Genomic DNA, 25229 nt, shown 5'->3' with positions numbered 1-25229 from the left:
TCCAATATTCAGCAATAACCGGATTAACCGAAACGACCGGTGATGTAGGATTCCGTCAGTTCATGCTCGGGCGCAGTGAAGACCTTGGTGGTCTCGTTCACTTCCACCAGATGGCCCAGGTGAAAATACGCGGTGCGGTGTGACACACGTGCGGCCTGTTGCATGGAGTGGGTCACGATGACGATGGTGTAGCTCTCCGACATTTCCGAGATCAGCTCTTCCACTTTCGCGGTGGCGATCGGGTCCAGCGCCGAGCAGGGCTCGTCCATCAGGATCACTTCCGGGCTGACAGCGATGGCCCGCGCTATGCACAAACGCTGCTGCTGACCACCGGACATGCCGGTAGCGACGGCGTCCAGGCGGTCTTTCACTTCATCCCATAGCCCGGCCTTGCGCAGACTGTTCTCGACGATTTCGTCCAGATCCGACTTGCGGTTCGCCAGGCCGTGAATGCGCGGGCCATAGGCCACGTTGTCATAGATCGACTTGGGGAACGGATTGGGTTTCTGGAACACCATGCCAACTCGGGCCCGCAACTCCACAACATCGCGCTTCGGATCGTAAATATCATGGTCGTCAATGGACAACTGACCTTTGACCCGACAGATGTCGATACTATCGTTCATCCGGTTCAGGCACCGGAGAAACGTTGATTTACCGCAACCCGACGGACCGATAAATGCGATCACTTCGTTACGGCCAATATCCAGACTGATATTCTTGATAGCCCGGTCCTGGCCATAGAACACTTCGACGTTACGAAGTTTGAACTTGGGGTTCTCCGAGAACGGGTCACCCACGGTCTTTCCTTCTTCAACCAGGGTTTCCGCCGGCTTGTCTTCATCCACCGGGGCAATCGTTTCTTCAGGCATATCGGCTTCGCTGGTTACGGCTGGGTTCATAGTATTCATTAATAATCTCCTTACCACCGACGCTCAAGACGTTTACGGAGCCAGATGGCGAGTGCGTTCATAGTGATCATGAAGGTAAGCAGCACCATGATGCCGGCGGACGCCAGCTCGATGAAGCCCTGTTCGGAGCTGCTGGCCCAGAGGTATATCTGTACCGGCAATACGGTCGCTGAATCGAGAAAGCCACTGGGCACATCCACGATGAAAGCCACCATGCCAATCAGCAATAATGGCGCCGTCTCGCCGAGTGCCTGAGCCATCCCGATGATCGAACCGGTGAGCATGCCCGGCATGGCCAGAGGTATCACGTGATGGAGCACCACCTGCATCTTGGAGGCGCCAACACCCTCTGCGGCCTCGCGAATGGAGGGCGGCACGCTCTTGATTGCTGCCCTTCCGGAAATGATGATGGTTGGCAGTGTCATCAGCGCCAATACCATGCCACCTACCACCGGAACCGAGCGCGGCATGCCGAAGAGCCCAATAAAGACCGCCAGGCCAAGCAGACCGAAAATGATCGACGGCACCGCAGCCAGGTTATTGATATTGACCTCGATAAAGTCGGTAATCCTGTTCTGGGGCGCAAATTCCTCCAGATAGACCGCGGCGGCAATACCGACGGGAAACGCGATGGCCAGCGTCACCAGCATGGTCAGCAGAGAACCGACAATGGCCCCGAGAATACCGGCATTGGCAGGCTCTCTGGAGTCACCGCGGCTGAACAGCACATCGTTGAAGCCGGTATCGATAACACCTTTTGCCTGCAGCTGATCCACCCAGCGTTGCTGCTGATCCGACAGTTTCACGCTGTACCGCGGGTTATCCGCGTGCTTGACGTAAGTCGAGACCCTGTCGTGCGCCAGGAACTCCATGGTCTGAGTGGTGTTCAGCAAACCCGGATTATCTTTCAGTAGATCACGAATCTCGCTGGCGCCATAGGTGCCGATCAATCGGCCTAACTCCCGTTTCTCACCAGCGCTGTCAGCCTCGGGAATATGCGCTTGCAGGGCCGCAATGATGGGCGCAACGAAGTCAGCCATGGACAGCTGATCCTCGTCCGTGGGGTCGTCGAGATACATCGTTTCGGAATCAAGAGTCACATCCAGCGTAATAGTGGTCTTGACGAAGCCGGTGTGACCTTTGCTGATAATGTCGGCAAAAAGAATGGCCAGGGAGGCAAGGGCAATGAAAATCGCCAGCATGCCATACAACCGGAACCGGCGTTCCTTGCGATAACGGCGCTTGAGGGAGTTGCGGACAATCTCCGCCTGAGAACGTTGATCAGTCATACTGTTCCCTATACTTGCGAACGATCTTGAGGGCTACCACGTTCAGCAGCAGCGTGACGATGAACAACAGCATACCCAGGGCAAATGCAGACAGGGTCTTGGCACTGTCGAACTCCTGGTCACCCACCAACAGCGTTGCAATCTGCACAGTCACGGTCGTTACCGACTCCAGAGGGTTGGCGGTCAGATTTGCGGCAAGGCCCGCTGCCATCACCACGATCATGGTCTCGCCGATGGCGCGGGACGCGGCCAGCAGGATGCCGCCAATGATCCCCGGCAGTGCGGCGGGGAAAATAACCTTTTTCATGGTTTCGGACTGGGTCGCGCCCAACGCCAGCGAACCGTCTCGCATCGCTTGGGGAACCGCATTGATGACGTCGTCAGAGAGCGAGGACACGAACGGCACAATCATAATGCCCATCACCAGGCCCGCAGCCAACGCACTCTGGGAAGACGCCTCCAGGCCCACCATTTCCGCAAGGTCGCGGATAAACGGAGCTACGGTCAGTGCCGCAAAGAAACCGTAAACAACGGTCGGAATGCCCGCCAGCATTTCCAGCACCGGTTTTGCGGTAGAACGCACCCGCTTGCTGGCGTATTCAGACAGGTAGATGGCTGACAGCAGGCCAACGGGCACGGCGACCAACAGTGCGATGGCCGAAATCAACAAGGTGCCGGTAAACAGCGGGATGACACCGAACGCCCCTTCAGATCCCACCTGATCAGCCCGCAAGGCTGTCTGGGGACTCCAACTGGTGCTGAACAGAAAATCACTGATCGGTACCCGACCGAAGAACCGGATGGTCTCCAGAATCACTGAAAAGACGATACCTGCCGTGGTCAGGACCGCCAACGCCGCACACACAAAGAAGATGCGACGAAGCGTTGTCTCAACATTGAGTCTTGCGTTGATGTGAGGCGCAACACGGGTCCACGCAAACGCGGCACCGGACACGGCAACCAGCAAAACCAGAGCGGCTTTGAAGTTCGCGCTTTGATTATCCATCGTCTCAAGCACCGACGCGGCCCCGACAATATAGTCTGGCACAAAATCCGGATTCAGCTTCCCTGCCGCCACGTTGCTGATCTGGGAAAGTATCAGACTCGCCTCTCCGGGCGATTCCGGCCAGACATCCTGGGGCAGCGATGCAATAACGATCCCCTGGATAACCTTGCCCTCAAATCCGGCCCAGGCTGCGAGAACCAACAGGGCGGGGATCGCGCACCAGAGTGCTGCCCGCGTCGCGTAGTAGAAAGGAAGAGCTTTAAGATTCCGGATGCCGCCCAGGGGCGCTGCCACGGCCCGGGATCGCATATAAGCGAGGCCATAGGCAACCACGGCGAGAACAAGAACCAGGGGCAGAAGATTGGCCGTCTGCATATCAGTCTCTGTATTGATGGCTTGAAGTTGACTCGGCGTCTATTTTGCCAGTTTGCGGCACAAAAATATTCACACACATGTAATAAAGGAACGCGGACCTTGCGGCCCGCGTTCCTTCTTCATCATCCATGACGTGCCTTGCCAGAACCTTACAGTTCTTTGCCGGTCATCGGCTGCAGTTCCTTCACTTTCTTGGCAATTGCCATGCGCTCATTGCGCGGGCTTGGAATCAGACCCACGTCAACCAGGTAGCCGTTGTCACCCCAGGTGCTCTCGCTGGTGAACTCTGCGACGTATTCCGGGATTCCCGGTACAACGCCTACGTGCGCCTTCTTGATATAGAACCACAGTGAGCGAGCAACCGGGTAGTCTTCGACTGAAATATTCTCAGGAGTGGGCTCGACACCGTTGATGGTTGCTGCCTGGATCTGGCCCGAGTTTTCCATCAGGAAGCTGTAGCCGAAGATCCCGTAGGTGCCTGAATCCTGCGCCAGACGCTGAACAATCAGGTTGTCATTTTCACCGGCTTCGACGAACGGACCGTCTTCACGCATGCTGTGGCAGACGCTTTTGAACTTGTCTTCGTTCTCGTCTTCCATCTTCGCAATCATATCGAACTGCTTGCATCCACCTTCCATCGCAAGCTCAACAAACGCGTCACGGGTACCTGAGGTCGGAGGGGGACCCATTACGCTGATGGCCTTGTTTGGCAGGCTGGCGTCGATGTCGCTCCACTTCTCGTAGGGGTTCGCAACCAGCTTGTCACCGCCATTGGGATCGGGAACTTCTTTGGCCAGCGCCAGGAAAATCTGCTCCAGACTGAAGTCAGACTTGGCTGCATCCTTGGAGTTGGCGATGACGATGCCGTCCGCGCCGATGCGTACTTCGGTGATTTCCTTGACGCCGTTAGACTGGCACAGCTCAAATTCGCTGGACTTCATGCGGCGTGAAGCGTTGGTGATGTCCGGGTGCTGGGTACCAACACCTTCACAAAACAGCTTCAGGCCGCCGCCGGAACCGGTAGATTCAAGTTTCGGGGTCGGAAAGTCAGTGTTGCGACCAAAACGCTCGGCAACCACGGTAGCGAACGGGTAAACAGTAGAGGAACCCACGATGTTGATGGTGTCGCGAGCCATAGCCGGTGTTGAAACGGCGGCAATACTGCCTGCCAGAGCAACGGTTGTAAGGGCGGTTTTCAGTTTAATCACGCTGAGTCTCCATTATTCATTTGGACTTTTTAGTCGGATTGGCTTTACCGATGACTGCAGATTAACGAGGCTCTGTGACAACTTTGTTACAGTCACTGAAATATAGATCATGGTGTGCAAATTTTCTTGCAGACTGCCCGCAGCCCGCTAACATGCGGGTATAACAATTCTCAGCAGTAGAAAAAGGCAGGTTCCATGACAGCGCTCGACGACGACAAACCCACCCCGAGAGGCGACCTCACGCTTCAGGTAGTGCCTCTTCCTTCTGACACCAACGCCAATGGCGATGTGTTCGCCGGCTGGCTGGTCAAACAGATGGACATTGCCGCCGCCACCATGGCGGGCCGGATTTCCCTCGGCCGCAATGCCACCGTGGCCATGGACCGGATGGAGTTTCTGTCGCCGTTACGGGTGGGTTCCCAGGTGGGCTGTTACTGCGAACTGGTAGACATCGGACGCAGCTCGATGCAGATCAAGGTGGAAGTCTGGACGCTAGACCGCGCCGCGAAATACCCGCGCAAGGTCACCGAGGGCCTGTTCGTGTACGTGGCGATTGACGAACATGGGCGCATCCGCGAGGTGCCTGAGCAGGGCTGACACAGCCCATGCTAGCGTAATCAGCAGGCTTCCAGCGGCGCATAGGCCAGCACCAGCCACTTGGCTCCCTCGTCGAAATTGACCTGAACGCGGGTGTGGTGGCCGGTGCCCTCAGAGTTCATCACCACGCCCTCGCCAAACTTCGGGTGGCGCACCCGCTGCCCCAGGCTGAAACCGGATTGCGCCGCGGAGTCCTGGCTGAACAGGCTCTCGTTTGGCCGCTCCATCATCATCGGGCGGCTGACCGTATTGCGCAGCCGCACTTCCTGAATGCAATCACCGGGAATCTCCCGCACGAACCGTGACAGGGCGTTGAACTTCTCCTGCCCATACAGCCGGCGGGATTCCGCGTAGGTGAGCACCAACTGCTTCATGGCGCGGGTAATGCCCACATACGCCAGCCGACGCTCCTCTTCCATGCGCCCCGGCTCTTCCAGGGACATACTGTGGGGAAACAACCCCTCTTCGACCCCGGCCAGGAACACCAGCGGAAATTCCAGGCCCTTGGCGGAGTGCAGGGTCATCAGCTGCACGCTGTCTTCGTGGGATTCTGCCTGGGACTCGCCGGCGTCCAGCGCCGCCTGGGCAATGAATTCCGCCAGCGGATCCACGCCCTCTTCCACCTCGAAATCCGACAGGGCGTTGACCAGTTCCTCCAGGTTTTCCACCCGGGCCTGGCCCTTCTCGCCTTTTTCGCTGGCGTGGTAGTCCTTCAGCCCGCTCGCTTCGATGGTCTGCTTCATCAAGCCGTGCAGGGAAGCGTCGTCCGCCATCTCCGACAGGTCGTGGATGATCGCCATGAAGGATTGCAGGCCGGTTTTGGCGCGGCCCTTGATCAGCCCCGCTTCCAGCAACCGCTCCGCCGCCTCCCACAGGGAAATGCTCTGGCCGGTGGCCACTTCCCGCAATTCCGCCAGGCTCTTGGCGCCGATGCCCCGCGTGGGAATGTTCACCACCCGTTCGAAGGCGGCGTCATCGCGGCGGTAATGCACCAGCCGCAGGTACGCCAGCGCATTGCGAATCTCCTGGCGGTCGTAGAAGCGCAAGCCGCCGTAGACCCGGTAAGGAATGCCCTGGCGCATCAGGGATTCTTCCAGCACCCGGGACTGGGCGTTGGAGCGGTAGAGGATGGCGGATTCGCTACGTAGATTGCCATCCTGGACCCAGCTGGAGATGGTGTCGGCAATGTAGTTGGCTTCGTCCTGCTCGTTGAACGCCGCATACAGACTGATGGGCTCCCCCTCGGGACCGTCGGTCCACAACTCCTTGCCGAGGCGACCCTGGTTGTTGGCAATGACCGAGTTGGCCGCTTTCAGGATCAACTGGGTGGAGCGGTAATTCTGTTCCAGCCGCACCAGCCGCGAATTGGGGAAATCCCGCTGATACTGCTGGATATTCTCGATCTTGGCACCACGCCAGCCATAGATAGACTGGTCATCGTCCCCCACCACGGTCAGCGGTACACGGTGGCTGGCCAGTACCTGCAGCCAGGCGTATTGAATGGTGTTGGTGTCCTGGAACTCGTCCACCAGAATGTGCTGGAAGCGGCCCTGGTAATGGGCCAGCAATTCGGGCCGATGCAGCCACAGCTCGTGGGAACGCAGCAGCAACTCACCAAAGTCCACCAGGCCACTGAGCTGGCACAGCTTTTCGTACTGGCGATACACCGTCAGCATGGTGGAGGTGAACTGGTCCCCGGGATTCTCCTGGATATGATCCGCCCGCAGCCCTTCGTCTTTCTGGCTGTTGATAAACCACTGCGCCTGCTTCGGCGGCCAGCGGCTCTCATCAATTTGCAGCTCCCGCATCACCCGCTTGATCAGCCGCAGCTGGTCGTCGCTATCGAGTACCTGGAAATTCTCCGGCAGGCCGGCGTCCTGCCAGTGCGACCTCAGCAGGCGATGAGCGATGCCGTGAAAGGTGCCGAACCACAGCCCTCGCGCCGGAATGTCCATCATCTGCTCGATGCGGTACCGCATCTCTTTTGCCGCTTTATTGGTGAAAGTGACCGCGAGAATTCCCGTGGGTGGCACCCGATCTACCTGCATCAACCACGCAATCCGATGGACCAATACCCGCGTCTTGCCACTACCGGCGCCCGCCAACACCAACAGGTGATCGTTCTGTGCAGTGACCGCTTCGCGTTGGGCGTCGTTGAGGGCATCGATAATGTGGGAGACATCCATAGGGGTTTAATCGCTACTGGTTAAATGAACAGGTGTTGAAGTATAACAGGAGAAGAAAGGGTTTGTCGGCGGGGCTTGGGTAGCCCTTTTACTCTCGGCGGGATGCACGGGGGAGGAGGTCTCCCCCGTGCATTTCAGGCTTGGAAAAAACTTCTCTCTTAAAAACCTCTGGGTACTGCTTGCGCTTCCACAAACTCGAACAAGCCTTCCAGGCCCCCTTCGCGGCCAATACCGGAGGCTTTCATGCCCCCAAACGGTGCCTCCGGGGTCGGACCGGTGCCGGTGTTCCAGCCACAGTGGCCAAACCGCAGGCCGGCGGCAACGCGCTGGGCGCGCTCGGCGTCGTTGGTGAACACGTAGGAGGCCAGACCGAACTCGGTGTCATTGCCGGCGTCGATGACCTCCTCCTCGCGACGGAACAGCGCCATGGGCACCAGTGGGCCGAAAGTTTCCTCGCGGTAGCAACACATGTCCCGGGTGACGCCGGTGATCACGGTGGGCGGGAAGAACAGGTGGCCGTCACCGAGGTCTTCCGGTTTCTTGCCGGCAACCAGCGAGGCGCCGTTCGCCAGGGCATCTTCCAGGTGACGTTTGACCTTGTCGAAGCCGGCCTGGTTGATCAGCGGACCGAGATCCACGTCTTCCGTCAAACCATTACCCACAGTCATCTTGTTGACCCGCGCTGCCAGCTTCTCGCCAAAAGCGTCAGCTACTTTCTCATGCACGAAAATCCGGTTGGCACAGACGCAGGTCTGGCCGCCGCCACGGAATTTGTTGGCGATCAGATTGTCAGCGGCGGAATCCAGGTCGGCGTCATCAAACACGATGAACGGGGCGTTGCCGCCCAGCTCAAGCGCCAGCTTCTTCACCTGTTCGGCGGTGTCGACCACCAGTTTGCGACCCACTTCAGTGGAGCCGGTGAAGCTCAGCATCGGCACGTCGGGGCTTTCACACAGCACCTTGCCGACCACGCTGGCTTTACCCATCACCAGATTGACCATGCCATCGGGCATGTCCACGTACTTGTCCATCAACCGGAACAGGGCAACCATGGTCAGCGGCGTTTCGCTGGCGGGTTTGATCACCGAGGGACAGCCGGCCGCCAGGGCCGCAGACAATTTCTTGGCGATCATGCCGATAGGAAAATTCCACGGCGTAATCAGCCCGGCGACGCCGATGGGGCGGTAATGAACCGTCCAGGTGCAGTCTTTGGGCTTTTCCGTCAGGGTGTGGGCGTCCAGCGCCTGAATATGCCTGGAACAATAATCGAAGAAGCCGGCGGCGTAATCCACCTCGCCCTGCGCTTCCTTGAGCGGCTTGCCGTGCTCCATGCACAGGATACGGCCCACTTCTTCCTTGTGCTCTCTCAACGCGTCGCGAATACCCTCGAGCCATGTGCGGCGGGTTTCCAGGGTGTAGGGACTGGTCAGCCGGAGTGCGGACTTGCCCGCCTCGACCGCGGCCACCACATCCGCCTCTGACATGGAGGGCACTTTGGCAATAACCTCGCCGGTGGCGGGGTTGTAGACGTCAAAAGTGTTGCCCTCGGAGGAATCGGACCAGCGACCGCCGATGTAGCCAGTCAGCTTGTCAAGCAGGGGTGACTCGATCATCTCGGCTCCTTTCGTTGATAGGCTGCTATCTGTCAGCTCTCAATGGGTGTTTGCATCTCACAGGTATGCCTTCCATAGTGGATGCAGAAGCACGGGCTGTAAAGTCACACCATGGTGTTTTGACCACCCGGTTTAACTGCTTATACTCGAAGAATGATTGATTCAGGAGGCCGGTAGATGAAAGCATTTTTCCACTCAGCGCAGGACCAGCACATCCCCAGAACCTACTTCACCCGTGGTCAGATGCGCCAGCCTCAGGAAGTCCCCGATCGCACCGGCCACATGCTGGAAGGCCTCAAGGCAATGGGCGTTCCGGTACTGCAGCCAGCCGATCAGGGCGCCGGGCCCATTTCCAGGGTTCACGATCTGGGCTACCTGCGGTTTCTGGAATCGGCCCATCGGCGCTGGATGGAAATCCCGGAAGACTGGGGCGAGGAAGTCATGTCCAACATCTTCGTGCGCTCGCCCAATGCTATGAAGGGCATTTTGGCAGAGGCCGCCCGCTATCTTGCGGATGGCAGCTGCCCCATCGGTGCCAATACCTGGAGCGCTGCCTATTGGTCCGCCCAGACCGCCCTCGGCGCGGCCGATGCGCTGATTGCCGGTGAACGCACCTCCTACGCGGTGTGCCGTCCGCCCGGTCACCACGCCCGCAAGGATGCCGCCGGTGGCTTCTGCTACCTTAATAACGCCGCCATTGCGGCCGAGCATATGAAGAGCCGTTTTCCTCGGATCGTCATTCTCGATACCGACATGCATCACGGCCAGGGCATTCAGGAGATTTTCTACAACCGCAGTGACGTGCTGTACATCTCGATCCACGGAGACCCCACCAACTTCTACCCGGTGGTGAGCGGCTTCGAAGACGAGCGTGGCGAGGGCGAAGGGTACGGCTACAACATCAATCTGCCTATGCCCCACGGATCGTCCGAGGAGGATTTCTTCCACAAGCTGGACGAAGCGCTGGCCGCCATCCGCCTGTTCCAGCCGGATGCCATGGTGCTGACCCTCGGCTTTGATATCTACAAGGACGACCCCCAGGCCAAGGTCTCGGTGACCTCCGAGGGCTTCGCACGCCTTGGCAGCCATCTGCGCCAGACCGGCCTGCCCACCCTGGTGGTGCAGGAAGGCGGTTACGACCTGGAGACGCTGAGCGCCAATGTCCAGCAATTCTTCAAGGGCCTGCAGGGCTGATACTGCCCTGTCGCTCACTCACGACGCCGGGGCGTACACCTTGATGTTGGTGTGGCCTCCGGCCTTCAGATGACCGGCACGCATGCGGCTCATGGTGCCGCGATCGCAATACAGCAGGTACTGTTTATCGGCTTCCAGCGCGGCGATTTCCCGGTTGAGCTCGTAAAACGGAATCTGAATGACGTAGTTGTTGGTCATCCGCAGCGGTGACTGCTCGCCCTCGGCCGGGTGACGCACGTCGATGATGATGTCATCCACCTCCGGCGTGTGCACCAGTTCCACCTCTTCCGGCGTAGTGGTGGTTTCCAGCAGGCGGGCGACCGGCGTGTCCTGGCGGTTATCGATGGCCTGCTGCAAAACCGCCGCATCCATCAGTGCTTCGTCCTCTTCCACCCGATGCAACCTCGCGCGCGTAACGGGCTTCTGGGAAATCACTCCACAATATTCCGGCATGGTCCGCGCGTAGGCTTCGGTTCCGATCTCCCGCGCCAAGGCAATGATGGCCTCCTTGTCCATGCTCACCAACGGGCGCAGCACCACGTCCTCGCTGGCACGGTCCACCACGTTCAGGTTGGTCAGGGTCTGGCTCGAGACCTGGGCTACCGCATCGCCGGTCACCAGACCGATGGCATTGTTCTGTTGCGCGATGGCCGAGGCCGCCTTGAGCATCTGACGTTTGAGCACCACGCCCCAATGGCGGTGATTGACGCTGCGCATGATTTCCGCCACTACCCCCTCGAACGGCACGGAAACGAATTTTGCACCGTGGGATGAACCGTAGCGGGACCAGAGGTAATGCACCACCTGCCGCACGCCAACCTCATGGGCGGTGCCGCCAAGATTGAAAAACAGGAAGTGGCTGCGCAAACCGCGGCGCATCATCAGGTAAGCCGCAACCGAGGAATCATAACCACCGGACACCAGTGTCATCACCGTTTCCGCGCTACCGAACGGGTAGCCACCCAGGCCACGGTGGCGGCGATGGGCAATGTGAAAATGATCATCCTGCACCTCGATGCGCACTTCCACCTCGGGCGATTTCAGGTCCACGCCCCTCGGGCGGGCGCGCTGCGTCAGTGCCCCACCCACTTCCCGCTCCAGATCAATGGAGCGGAAATCCTGATCACCATGGCGCCGCACCCGTACCGCAAAGGTTTTGCCCCGAAGTCGTTCGCCAAAGGCAGCAACAGCCTTTTCCGCAACATCGTCCATACTGACAAACGGGAACACGCCGATTTCCTGAATGGTGGAAATGCCCGGAATCCGCAGTAGTTCGTCGATCACCAGCCCCGACAGGCCGCGGCCTTCCGGCACGGCCACATCAACACGGTCCCAGCTGCCATCCACACGGATGTCGGCGTCCAGGCGGGCGAGAATCTTGCGGATGTTCTGACGCAGGTAACGCATCTGCTGTCGACGAACGGGCTTACTTTTGATCGCAACTTCAGGAGCGGGGCGAATCAGCAGCTTCATAAATCGGAATCAGGTCGGGTGGCGTATTGATCGGAATGGGCTTAGTCTAACGTTTTCGGCGGGGGCCTTAAAATCAGGCATTGCCGAAACAAGATTAAAACCGGCCCGAGCGCCCGCCCCTGAATTCATCCCTGTATAACGTTCAGGAGTTTTACCGTAGATGACCGAAGCGACCATCAATGCCCTGGTATCTCCCGAGGGCAGTCTTGAAATTCTTTCCAACCACGAAGTCAATCGACTGAAAGACAAAAGCGAGGGTGGTCTCTACCGGTTGTTCCGCCAGTGTGCCCTGGCGGTGCTGAACACCGGGGTTGAAACCGACGACTGCAAAACACTAATGGAAGCCCACGCCGACTTTGATGTGCGCCTCGTGCCCCAGCCGCGCGGGCTGAAACTGGAGCTGGTGAACGCCCCTGCCCACGCCTTTGTGGACGGTGAGATGCTTCGGGCGATCCGGGAGCACCTGTTCTCGGTGTTGCGAGACATCATCTATTCCTACTCGATTCCCCAGTCCGCCGCGGGCTTCCGCCGCGACGATCCGGAGGATATCACCAACCTGATCTTCCACATCCTTCGCAACGCCCGGGTACTCCAGGCCGGCCGGCAGCCGGATCTGGTGGTGTGCTGGGGTGGACACTCCATCAATCAGCGGGAATATCAGTACAGCAAGGAAGTGGGCCACCAGCTCGGGCTGCGGGGCCTGAGCATCTGCACGGGTTGCGGCCCCGGGGCCATGAAGGGCCCGATGAAAGGCGCCACCATTGGCCATGCCAAACAACGGGTGAAAAACGGGCGCTACATCGGCCTGACAGAGCCCGGCATTATTGGTGCCGAAGCGCCCAACCCCATCGTCAACGAGCTGGTAATCCTGCCGGACATCGAGAAACGTCTGGAGGCGTTCGTGCGCACCGGGCACGGGGTCATCGTGTTCCCCGGTGGCGTGGGCACGGCGGAAGAAATCCTGTACCTGCTTGGCATCCTGTTGCACCCGGACAACGCGGACCTGCCCTTCCCGGTGGTGTTTACCGGGCAACAGGAAAACGCCGAATACTTTGAGATGATCGACAGTTTCATCCGCAACGCCCTGGGTGACGAAGCCGCCAGCAAATACGACATCATCATTGATGACCCGGACCGGGTCGCCCAGACCATGAAACAGGGCATGAAAGAGGTGGAAACCTTCCGCCGCGCCATGCAGGACGCCTACTACTTCAACTGGATGCTGAAAATCGATCCGGTCTTCCAACTGCCGTTCGAGCCCGACCACGACAACATGCGTGCACTGGAGCTGCACCGCGACCAGCCGGTGCACATGATCGCGGCCAACCTGCGCAAGGCATTCAGCGGCATCGTTGCGGGCAACGTGAAAGAAAATGGCATTCGCCAGGTGCAGGAGAGAGGACCGTTCGAGATTGCCGGCGACCCCAGCCTGATCAGACCCCTGGAGGCGATGCTGGAACAGTTTGTGGCCCAGGACCGGATGAAGCTGCCCGGTTCCAGCGCCTACAAACCCAGTTACCGGATTGTCAGCGGGGCGGCCTGAGCCGGCCCGACTGACCGCCGATGGCGAAAGGCATCAGAAGGTAATTACTGACCGCCTGCAGGGAGGCTGGCGTAGTAGGCGGCGAGGTTGGCAATGTCGTCATCGCTCAGGGCCATGGCCTGACCCTGCATGATGGCAGCCTGACCACCGGAACGCTGTTTGTTCTTGTAGGCCTTCAGGGCTGAGATCAGGTACTGCTCATTCTGCCCCGCCAGATTTGGATAGCCCGGAATCGCAGCAATACCGTCTTTACCGTGACACGCGGCGCAAACTGCAGCCCTGGCCTTGCCCGCTTCCGCGTCGCCTGCCGCGGCTGCCGCAGGCATCAGGGCGCCAAGTGCAAACAACCCGGCAATGGTATAGTGTTTCAAACTCATTGGTTTTACCCTCTCATCGTTATGGTTGTCGGCATCCGACAACCACGTGCCAGACATCGAACAGCTTAAACTTATAGCACAGTGCCCTGGAACCTTAAATGCATTATCCCAAGGCCATGCGGAGATCTGAACATGCCCATCAAGGTGCAAGAACTTGATTGCCTGGAAGGCCGGATCGGCCTGATCACTCTGGACTCGCCCGCCACCCTGAATGCGCTCTCTGTTGACATGATCATCGAAGCTCAGCGCACCCTGGACGCCTGGGCCGAGGATGACGGCATTGCGCTGGTGGTTCTGCAAGGTGCCGGTGAACGCGCCTTCTGTGCAGGCGGCGACATCACGCAGTTATACGATGGGATCATCAACGCCGATGAGTCTGCTCCGGCAGCGGATTTTTTTACCCGGGAGTACCGGCTCGACTACAGCCTTCACCGGTTCCCGAAACCGGTGGTGGGGATTGGCCACGGGGTCATCATGGGCGGGGGTCTGGGACTGCTCACCGGCTGCCGGTACCGACTGATCACCCCGGAGATCACCATGGCCATGCCGGAAGTTGCCATCGGCCTGTTTCCCGATGTCGGCGCCAGCTGGTTTCTGAACCGTCTGCCGGGGCGCCTCGGTCTGTTCATGGGATTGACCGGCTGCCGCCTCAATGCCTCGGATGCTATCAGGGTAGGTCTGGCGGACATGGCCATCGGTCCCGAAGACCGCAGCAGCCTGCTTGATCGCCTGCAAAGCGAGCGTTGGACCGACGGTCCCGCGGCCACCGATAACCGCCTGTTTCGCCTGCTCAATCAGCTGAATGCCGTGGATTATCGCGCGCTGGAGACTAGCAAACTGGCCGCCCATGAACAGGATATCGCCAGGCTGAGTGCCGGCGACGACTTGCCAGCAATCGTGGATCGCCTGATTTCCGCTGACATCAGCAGCGACTGGTGGCAGGCGGCGGTGCACAACCTTCGAACCGGCTGTCCGTTATCCATGTGGCTGGTGTGGACCCAGTTGAAACGGGCACAGCAGATGTCGCTCAAGGACGTGTTCCGCATGGAGCTGGCCATGGCCACTGAGTGCACTCGCCGGGCGGACCTGCCCGAAGGCATCCGTGCTCGCCTGATCGACCGTGACCAGGCGCCCCGATGGTCGTTCACAGCACTCGACCAGGTACCCCAGGCTGTGATCGATGCCCACTTCCTGCCGGAATGGGACGACGAGACGGATCCAATGCAGCTCGATTGAGCTGCACGCCGCGGCAATCTAGAGCTCGGCGCCCGCCTGAATCAACAACATTTCCAGGTCCCGATTGCCATTGCCTCTGGCCACCTCCAGCGCGGTCACGCCTTGCCCGGAACGAAAATTCACGTCAGCCCCCGCCGCCAAGAGCATTTCCGCGGTCAGCATGTCGCCGCTGTCGACGATGTGCATCAACAGCGAACGGCCATTCTGGCTGACATTCACATTGGCGCCGGCCGCCAGCAGCACTTTCACAACGGACAGGTGGCCGTTCTGAGCGGCGCGAATCACCGGTGTTGAACCGGCTGCATCCGCTGCGTTCACTTGTGCACCCGCCGACAGCAGCAACTGCACCAGCCGACGGCTGCCCTGCCCGGCCGCCACCATCAGCGCGGTTTCGCCATCACCCGTGCTCAGGTCCGGATTCGCCCCCTCCGACAACAGGTACCAGGCAATGCGATCCTGCTGTCGCCTCACCGCCACCATCAACGGCGTGCCAGCTTCTGTGACCGTGTTCAGGGAGGCGCCGTCAGCGGCCAGGGACTTGACCCGATCCAGCTCACCGGCACGAATGGCGGCCACCATCGGGGTGTTTGCAGAAGATGCCTCGCGGGACGCCAGATTGGCAGGCTGATCAGCAGGGGAGGCACAACCACTGACAAGCAGGCTGAGCAAAAGCAGAAGCAGAAGCAGAATGAACGGATGAGCACGGATGGTGCCGGTTCCCTTGGCCATGATGAGGTCTCTGTTGGTGTTTTTTGACCGTATTCTGCGCAGGTCCGGGCGGGAATTAAATCGAGCGGGTCACAAGTTGCGGGCATGGGCCAGCACAGTGCCCGCCATGCGACGCAGTCGCTGTTCTCCGTCCCGGGCGCCAAGGCACACCCCGGCACTTTGCAGCTCCGGCCACGACCAGCCCTGAACCACACGGCGAATCCACAGCTGAGCATCCTCATGCCCCCCGAGGACCTCTGATGTCGCCTGACCCAGACTGACCTTACGCAGCACCGGCACCATCAGCTCGAAACCACGGTGGCCACTGGCAAAGCTGTCCAGGTCTCGACAATCCTCGGCGCTCAGGTGCTGCTTCGCCGCCAGCTCCGCGGTCAACAGACCAATCAGGGCCGGTTCCGTATCCCGCCAGTACAGGGGAACCAGTGCCAGCCAGTGTTCCGCCAGCCGCTGACGAATGCGGTGTAACAGGTTCTCGCCGCGAGCCGACACACCGCGCAGCATCTGAATCGGGTATTCACCGGTGCTGGTTTCCCGGGTCATGCCCGGGCGCGCCAGCGCCAGGCCCGACCGCTGCCAGAAACGGATCAACGGTTCATTACCGCCAAAACTGGTGCCCAGGCCGTCATATTGCTTGCTGGCGGCGTATGCGCACGCGGTGTCTACCAGCTGCTGACCGTATCCGCGAGAGCGGTAATGCTCGCTGACGGCCACCCGCACCACCCGCAACCAGGTGCAACAGGCCGCCTCGGGAAAGCCGCTGTGATTGGCCAGCGACTGAGCCAGAAGGTGCCCGCGCACGCGCCGCTCACCCCGCATGACCTGTTCCGCCAGCGTGGGTTCCAACCCGCCTTCTTTCGATGCCCAGAGCACACCGGCAAGCTGACCGCCCACTGTGAGCCGCCAGCTGACCGCATCGGGATCATCGAGCCACTGGCGCAGGTCGGCCGGGGTTGTGCGGTAATGGGCGTTGACCAACAGGCCAAACGCCTCTGCCCGCTCCTGTTCGCTGGCCCGCGCCGGTGCCCAGGGTGCAATCGTCACCTCACCATCGGTGGGCACCGTGGCCGGCGCATCGGCGTGCAGCAGAAACAGCTCGGAAATCAGCGGTTCCAGAGGATCGGTGTCGGACCAGCGGATGGGCGTTTGCAGGGTGACCTGGCGCCACTGCGGCGTGCGGGCATCCAGCACCTGGCGAAAACGGATCGCGAAGCCGCGGCCCGAGCCCTCGTAACCGTGCACAGTGGATGCAAACACCACCCGCGGCCAGCCGCCCAGAATCTGTGTCAGCCGTTCGGTCGGCAGCGCTGCCGCCTCGTCCACCAGCACCAGCTCCGCCATCGGCGCCCGGGCCAGTAACTGGTCAGGCGGCAGGTAACTCAGGCAGCCACCATCCGCCAATCGCAGCTCGCCCGTCGATCGCAGTTCAGCGACATGCTCCCCCGCCGCCAGGCGAGCATGCCGAAACACCGTATCCGCAGCCTCGGCGGATGGCGCGGTCACCACCACATGCCGGCGCCCCTGCTGAAGCAACCGGACCGCCGCGATCCCGAGCGCCGCCGACTTACCCCGGCCCCGGTCCGCGGTGATCACCAGCGGGCGTCGGCGACGCCCCTGCCCGGTGCGGACGATGGCCTCGAGAACCCGGTGCTGGTCGGCCGTTTCGGCGATGGCGAATGGCTGCGACGGACGCGCCAGCCGCGGCAGCACCGCGTGCGCTCCCTGTGCCGGATTGACCCGGATCACCGACGGGGACGCGGCCAGAACAGCCGACAGCCTCGCGGCAAACGGATGATGATCGAGGCCGTCAAGGCCGGTTCTGGCGTAATCGGGATCCTCAAAGGTGGCCCACTGGGTCAGCGGAGGCATCAGCCAGAACAGCAGCCCCCCGGCCTTGAGGGTGCCGGCCAGTGCCGCCAGACCGTCGGGAGGATTGCCGTGCCAGCCGTCCCAGACCACCACGTCCAGCTCGCGCCCCAACCATTGGCGGGCTTGTCCGGGCGGCAAACCCGTCAGCCGCGAATCAGGCGAGTCGTCCGCCGCGCCAGTCCAGACACCGCGTTCCATGGCCAGGGTTGGCACCTGTTGCCGCAGCCAGTCAAGGGCACTGGCCGGCTCACCTTCCACCAACACGAGGCGGCGCTCACCCAGCGCTGCCAGTTGTTGCTGCAGCCGACGCCAGGGAGCTACGTCGGTTTCTTGTGGGGCGCTGGGCGTCATCAGCTGAGATCGGTTCCATGAACTTTCAGGCTATCCAGGGCACAATGTTCCAGTGCCGCCTGATGGGTGGCCCGCAACCGCACCCGGGGGGCGCAGCCGGCATCGAATGCCTCCTGCCAGCGGGCAGCGCACAGGCACCAACTGTCCCCGGCTCTGAGGCCGGGGAAGCCAAATTCCGGTCTGGGGGTGCTGAGATCGTTGCCACGGGCCTTGGAGAACGCGAGGAACTCATCGGTGACCACGGCACATACGGTGTGGGCGCCAAAGTCGTCGGGACCGGTGTTGCAACAGCCATCCCGGTAAAAACCGGTGACCGGATCGTTGCCACAGGTTTCCAGTGTTTCACCGAGTACGTTAACGGATTCCTCAGACTGCATGGGTGTGTCCCTTTCTGCTGGTTAAATCGATATCGACTCATTACTATAACGAATTGAACGCTTGACCCGCATCTCTCCTATGGCAGATTCCCGCATCCCTGGTTCGGGAGACACTCCCCGAATCCTGCTCCTGTCCAGCTATGACGCCACCAGCCACCAACGCTGGCGCGAGCAACTGACGGCGTTGTTCCCGGGTTTTCACTGGCAGACGCTGGCGTTGCCCCCGCGTTTTTTCCGCTGGCGCATTCGCGGCAATCCGCTGAGCTGGCTGAACGAACCGGCACTGAGTGAGCCCTGGGATCTGGTCATCGCCACCTCCATGGTCGATCTGGCCACATTACGCAGCATTCACCCCCAGTTGACCCGAACGCCCTGCCTGCTCTACATGCATGAAAACCAGTTTGCTTTTCCAGTGTCCGGAACCCAGGCATCCAGCGTCGACCCCCAGATGGTCAATCTTTACAGCGCCATCTCTGCCGATCTTGTGGTATTTAACAGCGACTGGAACCGGGACAGTTTTCTCGACGGTGTGCGAGCCTTGCTCGATAAAATGCCCGACGAGGTACCCGAGGGGCTGAGCGCCTGCCTGCGGGCGAAATCCCGGGTGATTCCGGTGCCGATCGAGGACCGTCTGTTCGCCGAGCAACCGAGTGAGGTGAACTGGGTCTGCCCCCACCTGCTGTGGAATCACCGCTGGGAATACGACAAGGGACCCGAGCGTTTGCTGAAGCTCCTGCAGGCGCTGAAGCAACGTGACCTGCCATTCCGGCTCAGCGTGGTGGGTGAACAGTTCCGCAACCATCCCCGCGCGTTTGACCAGATCCGGGATCAGTTCGGGGAGCGGATCACGCACTGGGGCTTTCTCGGCAGCCGCGGCGAGTATGATCAGCTGTTGCGCCAGGCAGACGTTGTGATCTCCACTGCTCTTCACGATTTCCAGGGGCTGTCGATGCTGGAGGCCATGGCCGCCGGGTGCGTGCCGCTGGCACCGGACCGGTTGGCGTATCGGGAGTATGTTCCTGCGCGCCATCGCTACGCCAGCCATGAACAGGATGCAGACGCTGAGGCCGGCGCCGCGGCGGATTGTCTGGAACACCTCCGCCTGCACCGGGCTGCCGGGTGCCCACCAAACGCCTGGCGAGCGTCGGTACTGACCGACGCCTACCAGGCCGTGTTTGACCGGATGCTGTACCCGGCCCGGACCGATTGATCACCCCAATTTATCCCAAATCCGGACAAAAAGGCCGGTACAATGCGCCCCATGCCAAACCGATCCGACATGCCCGAACCCGATAACCTTCCGGATTACCTCACCGACGAGCAGCAGGCCATCGTCACCGCCGGCTACGAGCATTCGGTAATCACCGCTGTGGCGGGCAGCGGCAAAACCTCCACCCTGGCCTGGCGCATCCGTTATTTGCTGCAGCAGGGTCATGACCCTGACCGCATGCTGGTACTGATGTTCAACCGCAGTGCGCGGGTCGATTTCGAGCGCAAGCTGCGGGACGTTACCCGCAACCTCGGGCTGGCAACGCCGGAGATCCGCACCTATCACGCCATGGGATTGCGGCTGTATAAGCGGTTCGTGCGGGAGGGTTACCTGCCGGGGTTCTCCGACAAAATTCTCACCGAGCAGGAAATCAGCTATCAGTCGTGGTTGCTGACCCGGCGGCTGGCGCCGGACGATCTGGCCGACGAGATCCGCCGCAACAAGAAGGATTTCGTGGAAACGGCGACCGGCTTCATCGATCGGGTCAAGACCACACTGTCGCCCGCCGAGGTGGTGTTCGAGGAGCTGGGTTACGCCGACAAACACCGTTACCTGATCGACCTGTTCCACAGCTTCGAGCAGTGGCGCAAGGGCCAGGGGCGGATCAGCTACGCCGACATGCTGTACGAGCCGGTCATGGCGATTCACCAGAACCCGCCGTTGCAGCGACTGGTGAGCAACAAAATGGACCTGATTCTGGTGGACGAGTACCAGGACACGAACGAGATTCAGCATCTGCTGCTGCGTTATGTTGCTGGCGACCGGGCACGGGTCACCGTGGTGGGTGACCCGGACCAGACCATTTACGAGTTCCGCGGCGCCAAACCGGAGTTCATCCTCAAACGCTTCAGTGATGAGTTCGAGAGCCCGCTGGAACAGACCCTGAGCTACAGTTTCCGTTATGGCCACCGGGTGGCGCTGCTGGCGAACCATCTGATCTGCCACAACACCGGCCGCAAGGATGTGCTCTGCCACGCCCATCCTTCGACACCGGACACCGGCATCCGTCTGCATGAAGCAGAGAATGACGGCGACACAGTGGTCGAATTGTTGCGCCAGCAGCCCGTGGAGGCACTGGCCGGCACCGCGATCCTGTTTCGGGTGTGGAGCCAGAGCGTGCCGATTGAATTAAAGTTGTTGGCGCAACAGATTCCCTACCGCATCGACGCGGGCAAGGGCGCCCTGTTCAGCCGCGAGGTGCAAGCGGTGAGTGCCCTGCTGACCGTGATTGCCGGCAAGCTGGCTAAGCTGCCGCCGGACGATCGCCTGAACACGGCCCGCCAGCTGCTTCGCTTTCCCCATGTCGGATTGAAAGAGCCGGAACTGGAGCAACTGGCCGGCTTCCTCGCCGGCTTTGAGCACGACTGGCACCAGCGCCTGCTGGCGATGGATTTCGATGCCCTGGCGCCGATGGCCGCGCGCAAGCTGCGCAAACTGGGCGAGGTGCTGGCCCGCCTGCAGGGCTACAGCGGGCCGGTCAGCAACGCCATTGCCGTGTACGCCGACCATACCGAATTGTATGAGGGCATACGCAGCCTGGCACTGACGCACGAGGCCGCCGATGAGCGCATTGATACCGTGGAGGGCTTCCGCGCTTACCTCAGCGGCCTGAAGCTGGACGCCGCGGGTGCGCTGGAACACCTCAACACCCTCAAGAAACAGGCCGGTGAGCACGTCAGCCATGGTGTATTGTTGTCCACTATCCACCGCACCAAAGGCCTGGAATGGCCGGTGGTGATCCTGCCCGGGCTGCAGGAGAAATACCTGCCCTACACCCCGCGGCCCCAGGACAATCCACAAAGCTTCCTGGAAAGTGAGCGACGGCTGCTGTACGTGGCCATGACCCGCACCCGTCAGCAACTGCATCTGATTACCCGACCCATGACGACCACCCGTCACCTGGAAGGCGATCAGGGGCCCAGCCGGTTTGTCGATGAGCTGTGTTTCGGCCTTTGCCACGAACTGGGAACATGGCTGCACGAGCGCGCGGAATCAGAGGCTCCGGTTTTCCAGGCGACTCATCCGCTAACGCCGATCAGCCTCCGCTACGCCGAGCGCGAAGCCGTGACCCTGGAAGGCAGAGCGGCAGAGAGCAGTGCCGGCCATGGGCCGGTGTGGGCAAGCAAACGACTCAGCCACGCCATATTCGGGGCCGGTTCGGTAACCGGCGAGGAAGAGAACGCGTTTGAAGTCCGTTTCGATTCCGGTGAAACCCTGAACTTCAGCAAGAAAAGCGCGCACCTGTATTTCACCGTGCTGGCCTGATCGGCCGGCACATGTCGCGAGACATTGGGCGTACAATCCCTTATCCGGTATTTCCCGGATTTTCTTTGTGTTTTTGAATCCTCTCACGTAGGTTTCCCGTACCTAGGTGAGTGAAACACCAGAAGATAGAAGCACGATTGAAAGTTGCCTATAACTACAACCGAACAGGAGGTTCTGCATGAGCATCATGCGTCCACTGACAGCAGCCGCTCTGGCTGCATCCCTTGCCACTCCGGCCCTGGCCGACAACACACAAACCATTTACGTTAACCCTTTTGTCGGCTATCAGCTGTTTGACGACAAACGCGATCTGAGCGAGACCGGCACCTTCGGCGTCGGCGCCGAGTACCGTTTCCTGCCCAACTGGGCCGTGGAAGTGGTGTTCTCCCGCGCGGATGCCGACCGTAAATACGTCTCAGGTTCGTCCGACTTTGAGGAATTCCGCCTCGACGGCACCTACTACTTCGCCGGTCAGGAAGAAGCCTGGAACCCGTACGTGTCTCTGGGTGCCGGCCATGCAGATTTCGGTGATGACGTGCTCGCGCAGCAGACCGCCGGCTCCGATCACGATGAAACCCGCGTCAATGTGGGTGTTGGTGTTCGTTATAACGTCACTGACAACATTTCCCTTCGCGGTGATCTGCGCGAGTTCCACGGTATCGATGAAAGCACCTTCGACACCATGGCTTCTCTGGGCCTGAGCTACGCCTTCAACCGCACCACCGCTGCCCCGGCTCCCAGCGACGCCGACAACGACGGTGTACCGGACAGCCGCGACCAGTGCCCCGGCACGCCGGCCGGCGCCAGCGTCGACAGCACAGGGTGTGAGCGTGACGGCGACAACGACGGCGTCGTCGATAGCCGTGACGAATGCCCGAACACCCCGGCGGGTGCCAGCGTCAACAGCAAAGGCTGTGAGCTGGACAGCGACAACGACGGCGTGGTCAACAGCAAAGACCAGTGCCCGGACACCGCTGCCGGTGCCGAGGTTGACGCCACCGGTTGTGAAGGTGTCACTGAAACGGTAGAAACCATCGAGTTGCGCGTTCAGTTCCCGAACAACAGCTCGGTCATTGACGGCACCTACGACGCAGAAATCCGCAAGGTCGCCGACTTCATGGCGGAATACCCGGAAACTTCCGTGGAAATCGCCGGTCACTCCGACAGCACAGGCGCGGCCGAATACAACCGCTTCCTGTCTCAGCGTCGTGCCGAAGCCGTTGCTGATCGACTGACCCAGTCACTGGGTGTCGACGCAGACCGCGTCAGCGCTACCGGTTACGGTGAAGCAGAGCCGATTGCCAGCAATGATACGCAGGCAGGTCGTGCGCAAAACCGTCGGGTTGAAGCCCGCATTCAGGTTCGCCGCTGAGAAATCAGCCGGTCATCCTGATTGAAAAGGCGCCTCCGGGCGCCTTTTTTATCGGCGCCTGAAACATCGATAACGCCGGAATCTGAGGTGAGTGAGTAAGGAGAGCGTTTTGGTCCGTCTGATGACACTGCTGTGGGTGTTGATGGCTCTGCCCCCCGCGGCCGACGCCGAGGTGTTCCGATGCACAACCGACACCGGCACCAGCTTTGCCGATCAACCCTGCGGTGAAAATGCGGAAGTGGTTACCATTCGGGACAACCGCATAGGGGGTAATTTCGGCGATAACCTGCCACCCGAGACCGAGACTGCAGATCCAGACGATACCACCGACCGGCAAACTGCCCGCGAAGAAAGCCCGGACACCTGCCGCTTTATCAACTCAACCCAGTTGCGCACCTACCTGACCCGCAATCAAGTAGTCAAAGGCATGACCAAAGATCATGTTCTCAGGGCGTTTGGTCGCCCACCGGAGACCTACCCCACACCCCAGGAAACCTGGGTATACCAGACCAAATACTTCGGCGCACTCTACGAGCTGACCTACGTCTATTTCAAGGACGGCTGCGTGGAGCAGGTGGTTTACCGCCAACCCTGACCGCATCCACCAGCAGGTTGCGGGGTGTCAGCGCGCGGTCGCAAAACGTGCCGAGGGTGACGTCGTAACCCTGCTCTTCCAGGAACAGGCCGTAGTCCAAAACCAGCCACAGCTCCAGTGGACGCCGGAACAAATGCTGCACCAGTTCATGGCGGCGAACCTGGGCCAGGCGTTGCTCCCCCATACGCTGCCAATAGGCAAAGTCCGTATCGGCCGCCAGGGCCAGCCCCTTCTTTTCCGCTGCCCATCGGCAGAACGCCTCGAAATCCGCACCCGTCAGTCTGGTCGGATGCGACGGCACTGGCAGATAGTCATCAACGCCACGCCGTTCACGCTGCCAGGCATCAAAGCCCAGGCGCCAGCCACTGACCCGTGCCCTTTCCGCCCGCACCCGGGCCGGCGCGGTGACGGTTTCCTGCACCGCCAGCCGCAACTCGGTGCGTTTGAGTGTGAGGGCATCGGGGCAGGCGGTCGCCCGCTCAGACAACGGCTGGTAATCCGCCGTGGCCGTGAGGTGATAGCAGCAGGGTGAAAAACTGACCCGCGCCGCGCCGTCCTCGCAGGCCCGGCGAATCAGGCGGCGATGCAGATCACCACAGGCGTGCAGTGCCACACCGTGAATGCCGGCCGGCAGGGTGAGGTCGGGGGCCATCACATCCTGGCGCTGCAGCGTAACACCGTCATTGAACCGACCGGCCAGGCGGTTGCCATCCGCCACCAGCGCGTCGTCCCATTCCAGCCCGGTGACCGGCTCCGTGCTGTGCCCGCACAGGGTTCGTGACAGATGGCCTTTGCCACAGCACCAGTCCAGCAGAGGCCGGGCAAGCGGCACAATCGCCGCCGTGAATGCACCGGCCTGCAAACGCTTGCGACCCGGCATGTCGGTGGCACGAATTTCCGGCAGGGTACAGGCGATGGCGGCATCCGGATGGCTCACCAACTGCGGCAACGTCACCAGCGAGGGTCGTTCCGTCAGCGCCGGCACAAAGCGACACAGGCGCTGGGCCAACCACTCGGGGTGGTCGTCAAAACCGGCGCAGTCCGCGTCGCTGAGGCCCTCCACCTCCGCGGCCAGCCCGGGGTAGTGCCCGATCCAGCCCGGCCGCGGCTCCATAAAGGGCGCCGGGCGCCACAGGTCCTGGTGCGCCAGCAACCACCGGTTGAGTCGCTGCCAGTGGCTGTAAATACTTTCTACCGGGTCGTGTAAACTCGCCGCCGGAGGTAACGTCATGCAACTGGCCTTTGTACTTGCTGAACCCAAGGTTCCGGAAAATGTCAGCGCGGCCATCGCCACCGCCGCTCTGGTGTTCGGCCGCGCGAGCCGGGGTCCGTGCAATGGGGAACCGGCGCGCAACGAGGCGCCGGTTCGGCGCCCTCCGCCAGCGGCTGGAGACCC

20 protein-coding genes are annotated in these 25229 nt (G+C 60.8%); 8 read left to right on the top strand and 12 right to left on the bottom strand.

Annotated features, from left to right (window positions below):
- Window positions 1-23: 23 nt before the first annotated feature.
- The 4 genes from pstB to R0125_RS00280 all read right to left on the bottom strand — a co-directional run bounded on the left by pstB (window position 24) and on the right by R0125_RS00280 (window position 4789).
- Entirely contained in the window at window positions 24-911 is an 888-nt protein-coding gene (gene pstB, locus R0125_RS00295; RefSeq protein WP_248181647.1) for a phosphate ABC transporter ATP-binding protein PstB, read from the bottom strand.
- Between the two features lie 11 nt (window positions 912-922).
- Window positions 923-2200, bottom strand: a complete 1278-nt coding sequence (gene pstA / locus R0125_RS00290) for a phosphate ABC transporter permease PstA (protein WP_248181648.1) — start codon at window positions 2198-2200, stop codon at window positions 923-925.
- Window positions 2193-3581, bottom strand: coding sequence for a phosphate ABC transporter permease subunit PstC (gene pstC, locus R0125_RS00285; protein ID WP_248181649.1), 1389 nt, complete (start codon window positions 3579-3581; stop codon window positions 2193-2195). Before pstC ends, pstA begins: the two co-directional genes overlap by 8 nt.
- Before the next feature lie 149 nt (window positions 3582-3730).
- Window positions 3731-4789 (bottom strand): substrate-binding domain-containing protein, encoded by a 1059-nt coding sequence (locus tag R0125_RS00280; protein WP_317236740.1) that lies wholly within the window; start codon window positions 4787-4789, stop codon window positions 3731-3733.
- 195 nt (window positions 4790-4984) lie between these two features.
- Between R0125_RS00280 and R0125_RS00275 the strand changes: the two genes are divergently transcribed.
- Entirely contained in the window at window positions 4985-5386 is a 402-nt protein-coding gene (locus tag R0125_RS00275; protein WP_317236739.1) for an acyl-CoA thioesterase, read from the top strand.
- A 20-nt stretch (window positions 5387-5406) separates the two neighbouring features.
- Here the strand turns inward: R0125_RS00275 and uvrD are convergent, their stop codons facing one another.
- Window positions 5407-7572 (bottom strand): DNA helicase II, encoded by a 2166-nt coding sequence (gene uvrD / locus R0125_RS00270; protein WP_317236738.1) that lies wholly within the window; start codon window positions 7570-7572, stop codon window positions 5407-5409.
- A gap of 158 nt (window positions 7573-7730) precedes the next feature.
- Complete coding sequence (locus R0125_RS00265) at window positions 7731-9185, bottom strand: NAD-dependent succinate-semialdehyde dehydrogenase (RefSeq protein WP_317236737.1); 1455 nt, start codon at window positions 9183-9185, stop codon at window positions 7731-7733.
- A gap of 177 nt (window positions 9186-9362) precedes the next feature.
- On the opposite strand from R0125_RS00265, the gene R0125_RS00260 reads away from it, so the two are divergent.
- A complete protein-coding gene (locus R0125_RS00260) occupies window positions 9363-10379 on the top strand; it encodes a histone deacetylase family protein (protein WP_317236736.1) in 1017 nt (338 codons plus the stop codon).
- Window positions 10380-10397: 18 nt separating this feature from the next.
- Here the strand turns inward: R0125_RS00260 and thiI are convergent, their stop codons facing one another.
- Window positions 10398-11852: a tRNA uracil 4-sulfurtransferase ThiI gene (gene thiI / locus R0125_RS00255; RefSeq protein WP_317236735.1), complete on the bottom strand. Its 1455-nt coding sequence runs from the start codon at window positions 11850-11852 to the stop codon at window positions 10398-10400.
- Window positions 11853-12012: 160 nt separating this feature from the next.
- Here thiI and ppnN point away from each other — a divergent pair, with 160 nt between their 5' ends.
- On the top strand, window positions 12013-13395 hold the full coding sequence (gene ppnN, locus R0125_RS00250) for a nucleotide 5'-monophosphate nucleosidase PpnN (protein WP_248181656.1): 1383 nt from the start codon (window positions 12013-12015) through the stop codon (window positions 13393-13395).
- 44 nt (window positions 13396-13439) lie between these two features.
- Here ppnN and R0125_RS00245 read toward each other — a convergent pair whose 3' ends face one another.
- A complete protein-coding gene (locus R0125_RS00245; RefSeq protein ID WP_248181657.1) occupies window positions 13440-13772 on the bottom strand; it encodes a c-type cytochrome in 333 nt (110 codons plus the stop codon).
- Window positions 13773-13904: 132 nt separating this feature from the next.
- On the opposite strand from R0125_RS00245, the gene R0125_RS00240 reads away from it, so the two are divergent.
- The gene (locus R0125_RS00240; protein WP_248181658.1) at window positions 13905-15008 is read left to right on the top strand and encodes an enoyl-CoA hydratase/isomerase family protein; all 1104 of its coding nucleotides are present in this window, start codon (window positions 13905-13907) and stop codon (window positions 15006-15008) included.
- Window positions 15009-15026: 18 nt separating this feature from the next.
- Here the strand turns inward: R0125_RS00240 and R0125_RS00235 are convergent, their stop codons facing one another.
- The 3 genes from R0125_RS00235 to R0125_RS00225 all read right to left on the bottom strand — a co-directional run bounded on the left by R0125_RS00235 (window position 15027) and on the right by R0125_RS00225 (window position 18331).
- Window positions 15027-15737, bottom strand: a complete 711-nt coding sequence (locus tag R0125_RS00235) for an ankyrin repeat domain-containing protein (protein ID WP_317236734.1) — start codon at window positions 15735-15737, stop codon at window positions 15027-15029.
- Between the two features lie 69 nt (window positions 15738-15806).
- Entirely contained in the window at window positions 15807-17954 is a 2148-nt protein-coding gene (locus R0125_RS00230; RefSeq protein ID WP_317236733.1) for a tRNA(Met) cytidine acetyltransferase TmcA, read from the bottom strand.
- On the bottom strand, window positions 17954-18331 hold the full coding sequence (locus R0125_RS00225; RefSeq protein WP_317236732.1) for a DUF2237 domain-containing protein: 378 nt from the start codon (window positions 18329-18331) through the stop codon (window positions 17954-17956). The genes R0125_RS00230 and R0125_RS00225 overlap by 1 nt, the downstream gene beginning before the upstream one ends.
- Window positions 18332-18410: 79 nt before the next feature.
- Between R0125_RS00225 and R0125_RS00220 the strand changes: the two genes are divergently transcribed.
- The 4 genes from R0125_RS00220 (at window position 18411) to R0125_RS00205 (ending at window position 23833) form a co-directional block, all read left to right on the top strand.
- Window positions 18411-19541 (top strand): DUF3524 domain-containing protein, encoded by a 1131-nt coding sequence (locus R0125_RS00220; protein ID WP_248181662.1) that lies wholly within the window; start codon window positions 18411-18413, stop codon window positions 19539-19541.
- 51 nt (window positions 19542-19592) lie between these two features.
- Window positions 19593-21866, top strand: a complete 2274-nt coding sequence (locus tag R0125_RS00215) for an ATP-dependent helicase (protein WP_317236731.1) — start codon at window positions 19593-19595, stop codon at window positions 21864-21866.
- A gap of 178 nt (window positions 21867-22044) precedes the next feature.
- Window positions 22045-23238: an OmpA family protein gene (locus R0125_RS00210; protein WP_248181664.1), complete on the top strand. Its 1194-nt coding sequence runs from the start codon at window positions 22045-22047 to the stop codon at window positions 23236-23238.
- Window positions 23239-23347: 109 nt separating this feature from the next.
- Entirely contained in the window at window positions 23348-23833 is a 486-nt protein-coding gene (locus R0125_RS00205; RefSeq protein ID WP_317236730.1) for a DUF4124 domain-containing protein, read from the top strand.
- Here R0125_RS00205 and R0125_RS00200 read toward each other — a convergent pair.
- Window positions 23790-25064, bottom strand: a complete 1275-nt coding sequence (locus tag R0125_RS00200; RefSeq protein WP_317236729.1) for a methyltransferase — start codon at window positions 25062-25064, stop codon at window positions 23790-23792. The genes R0125_RS00205 and R0125_RS00200 overlap by 44 nt on opposite strands.
- Window positions 25065-25229: the final 165 nt, after the last annotated feature.

It is taken from the genome of Marinobacter sp. M-5, from assembly GCF_032911545.1.
GTDB lineage: Bacteria > Pseudomonadota > Gammaproteobacteria > Pseudomonadales > Oleiphilaceae > Marinobacter > Marinobacter goseongensis.
Note: the sequence above shows the minus strand (reverse complement) of the source record. Positions and strands in the feature narration are given on the sequence as shown.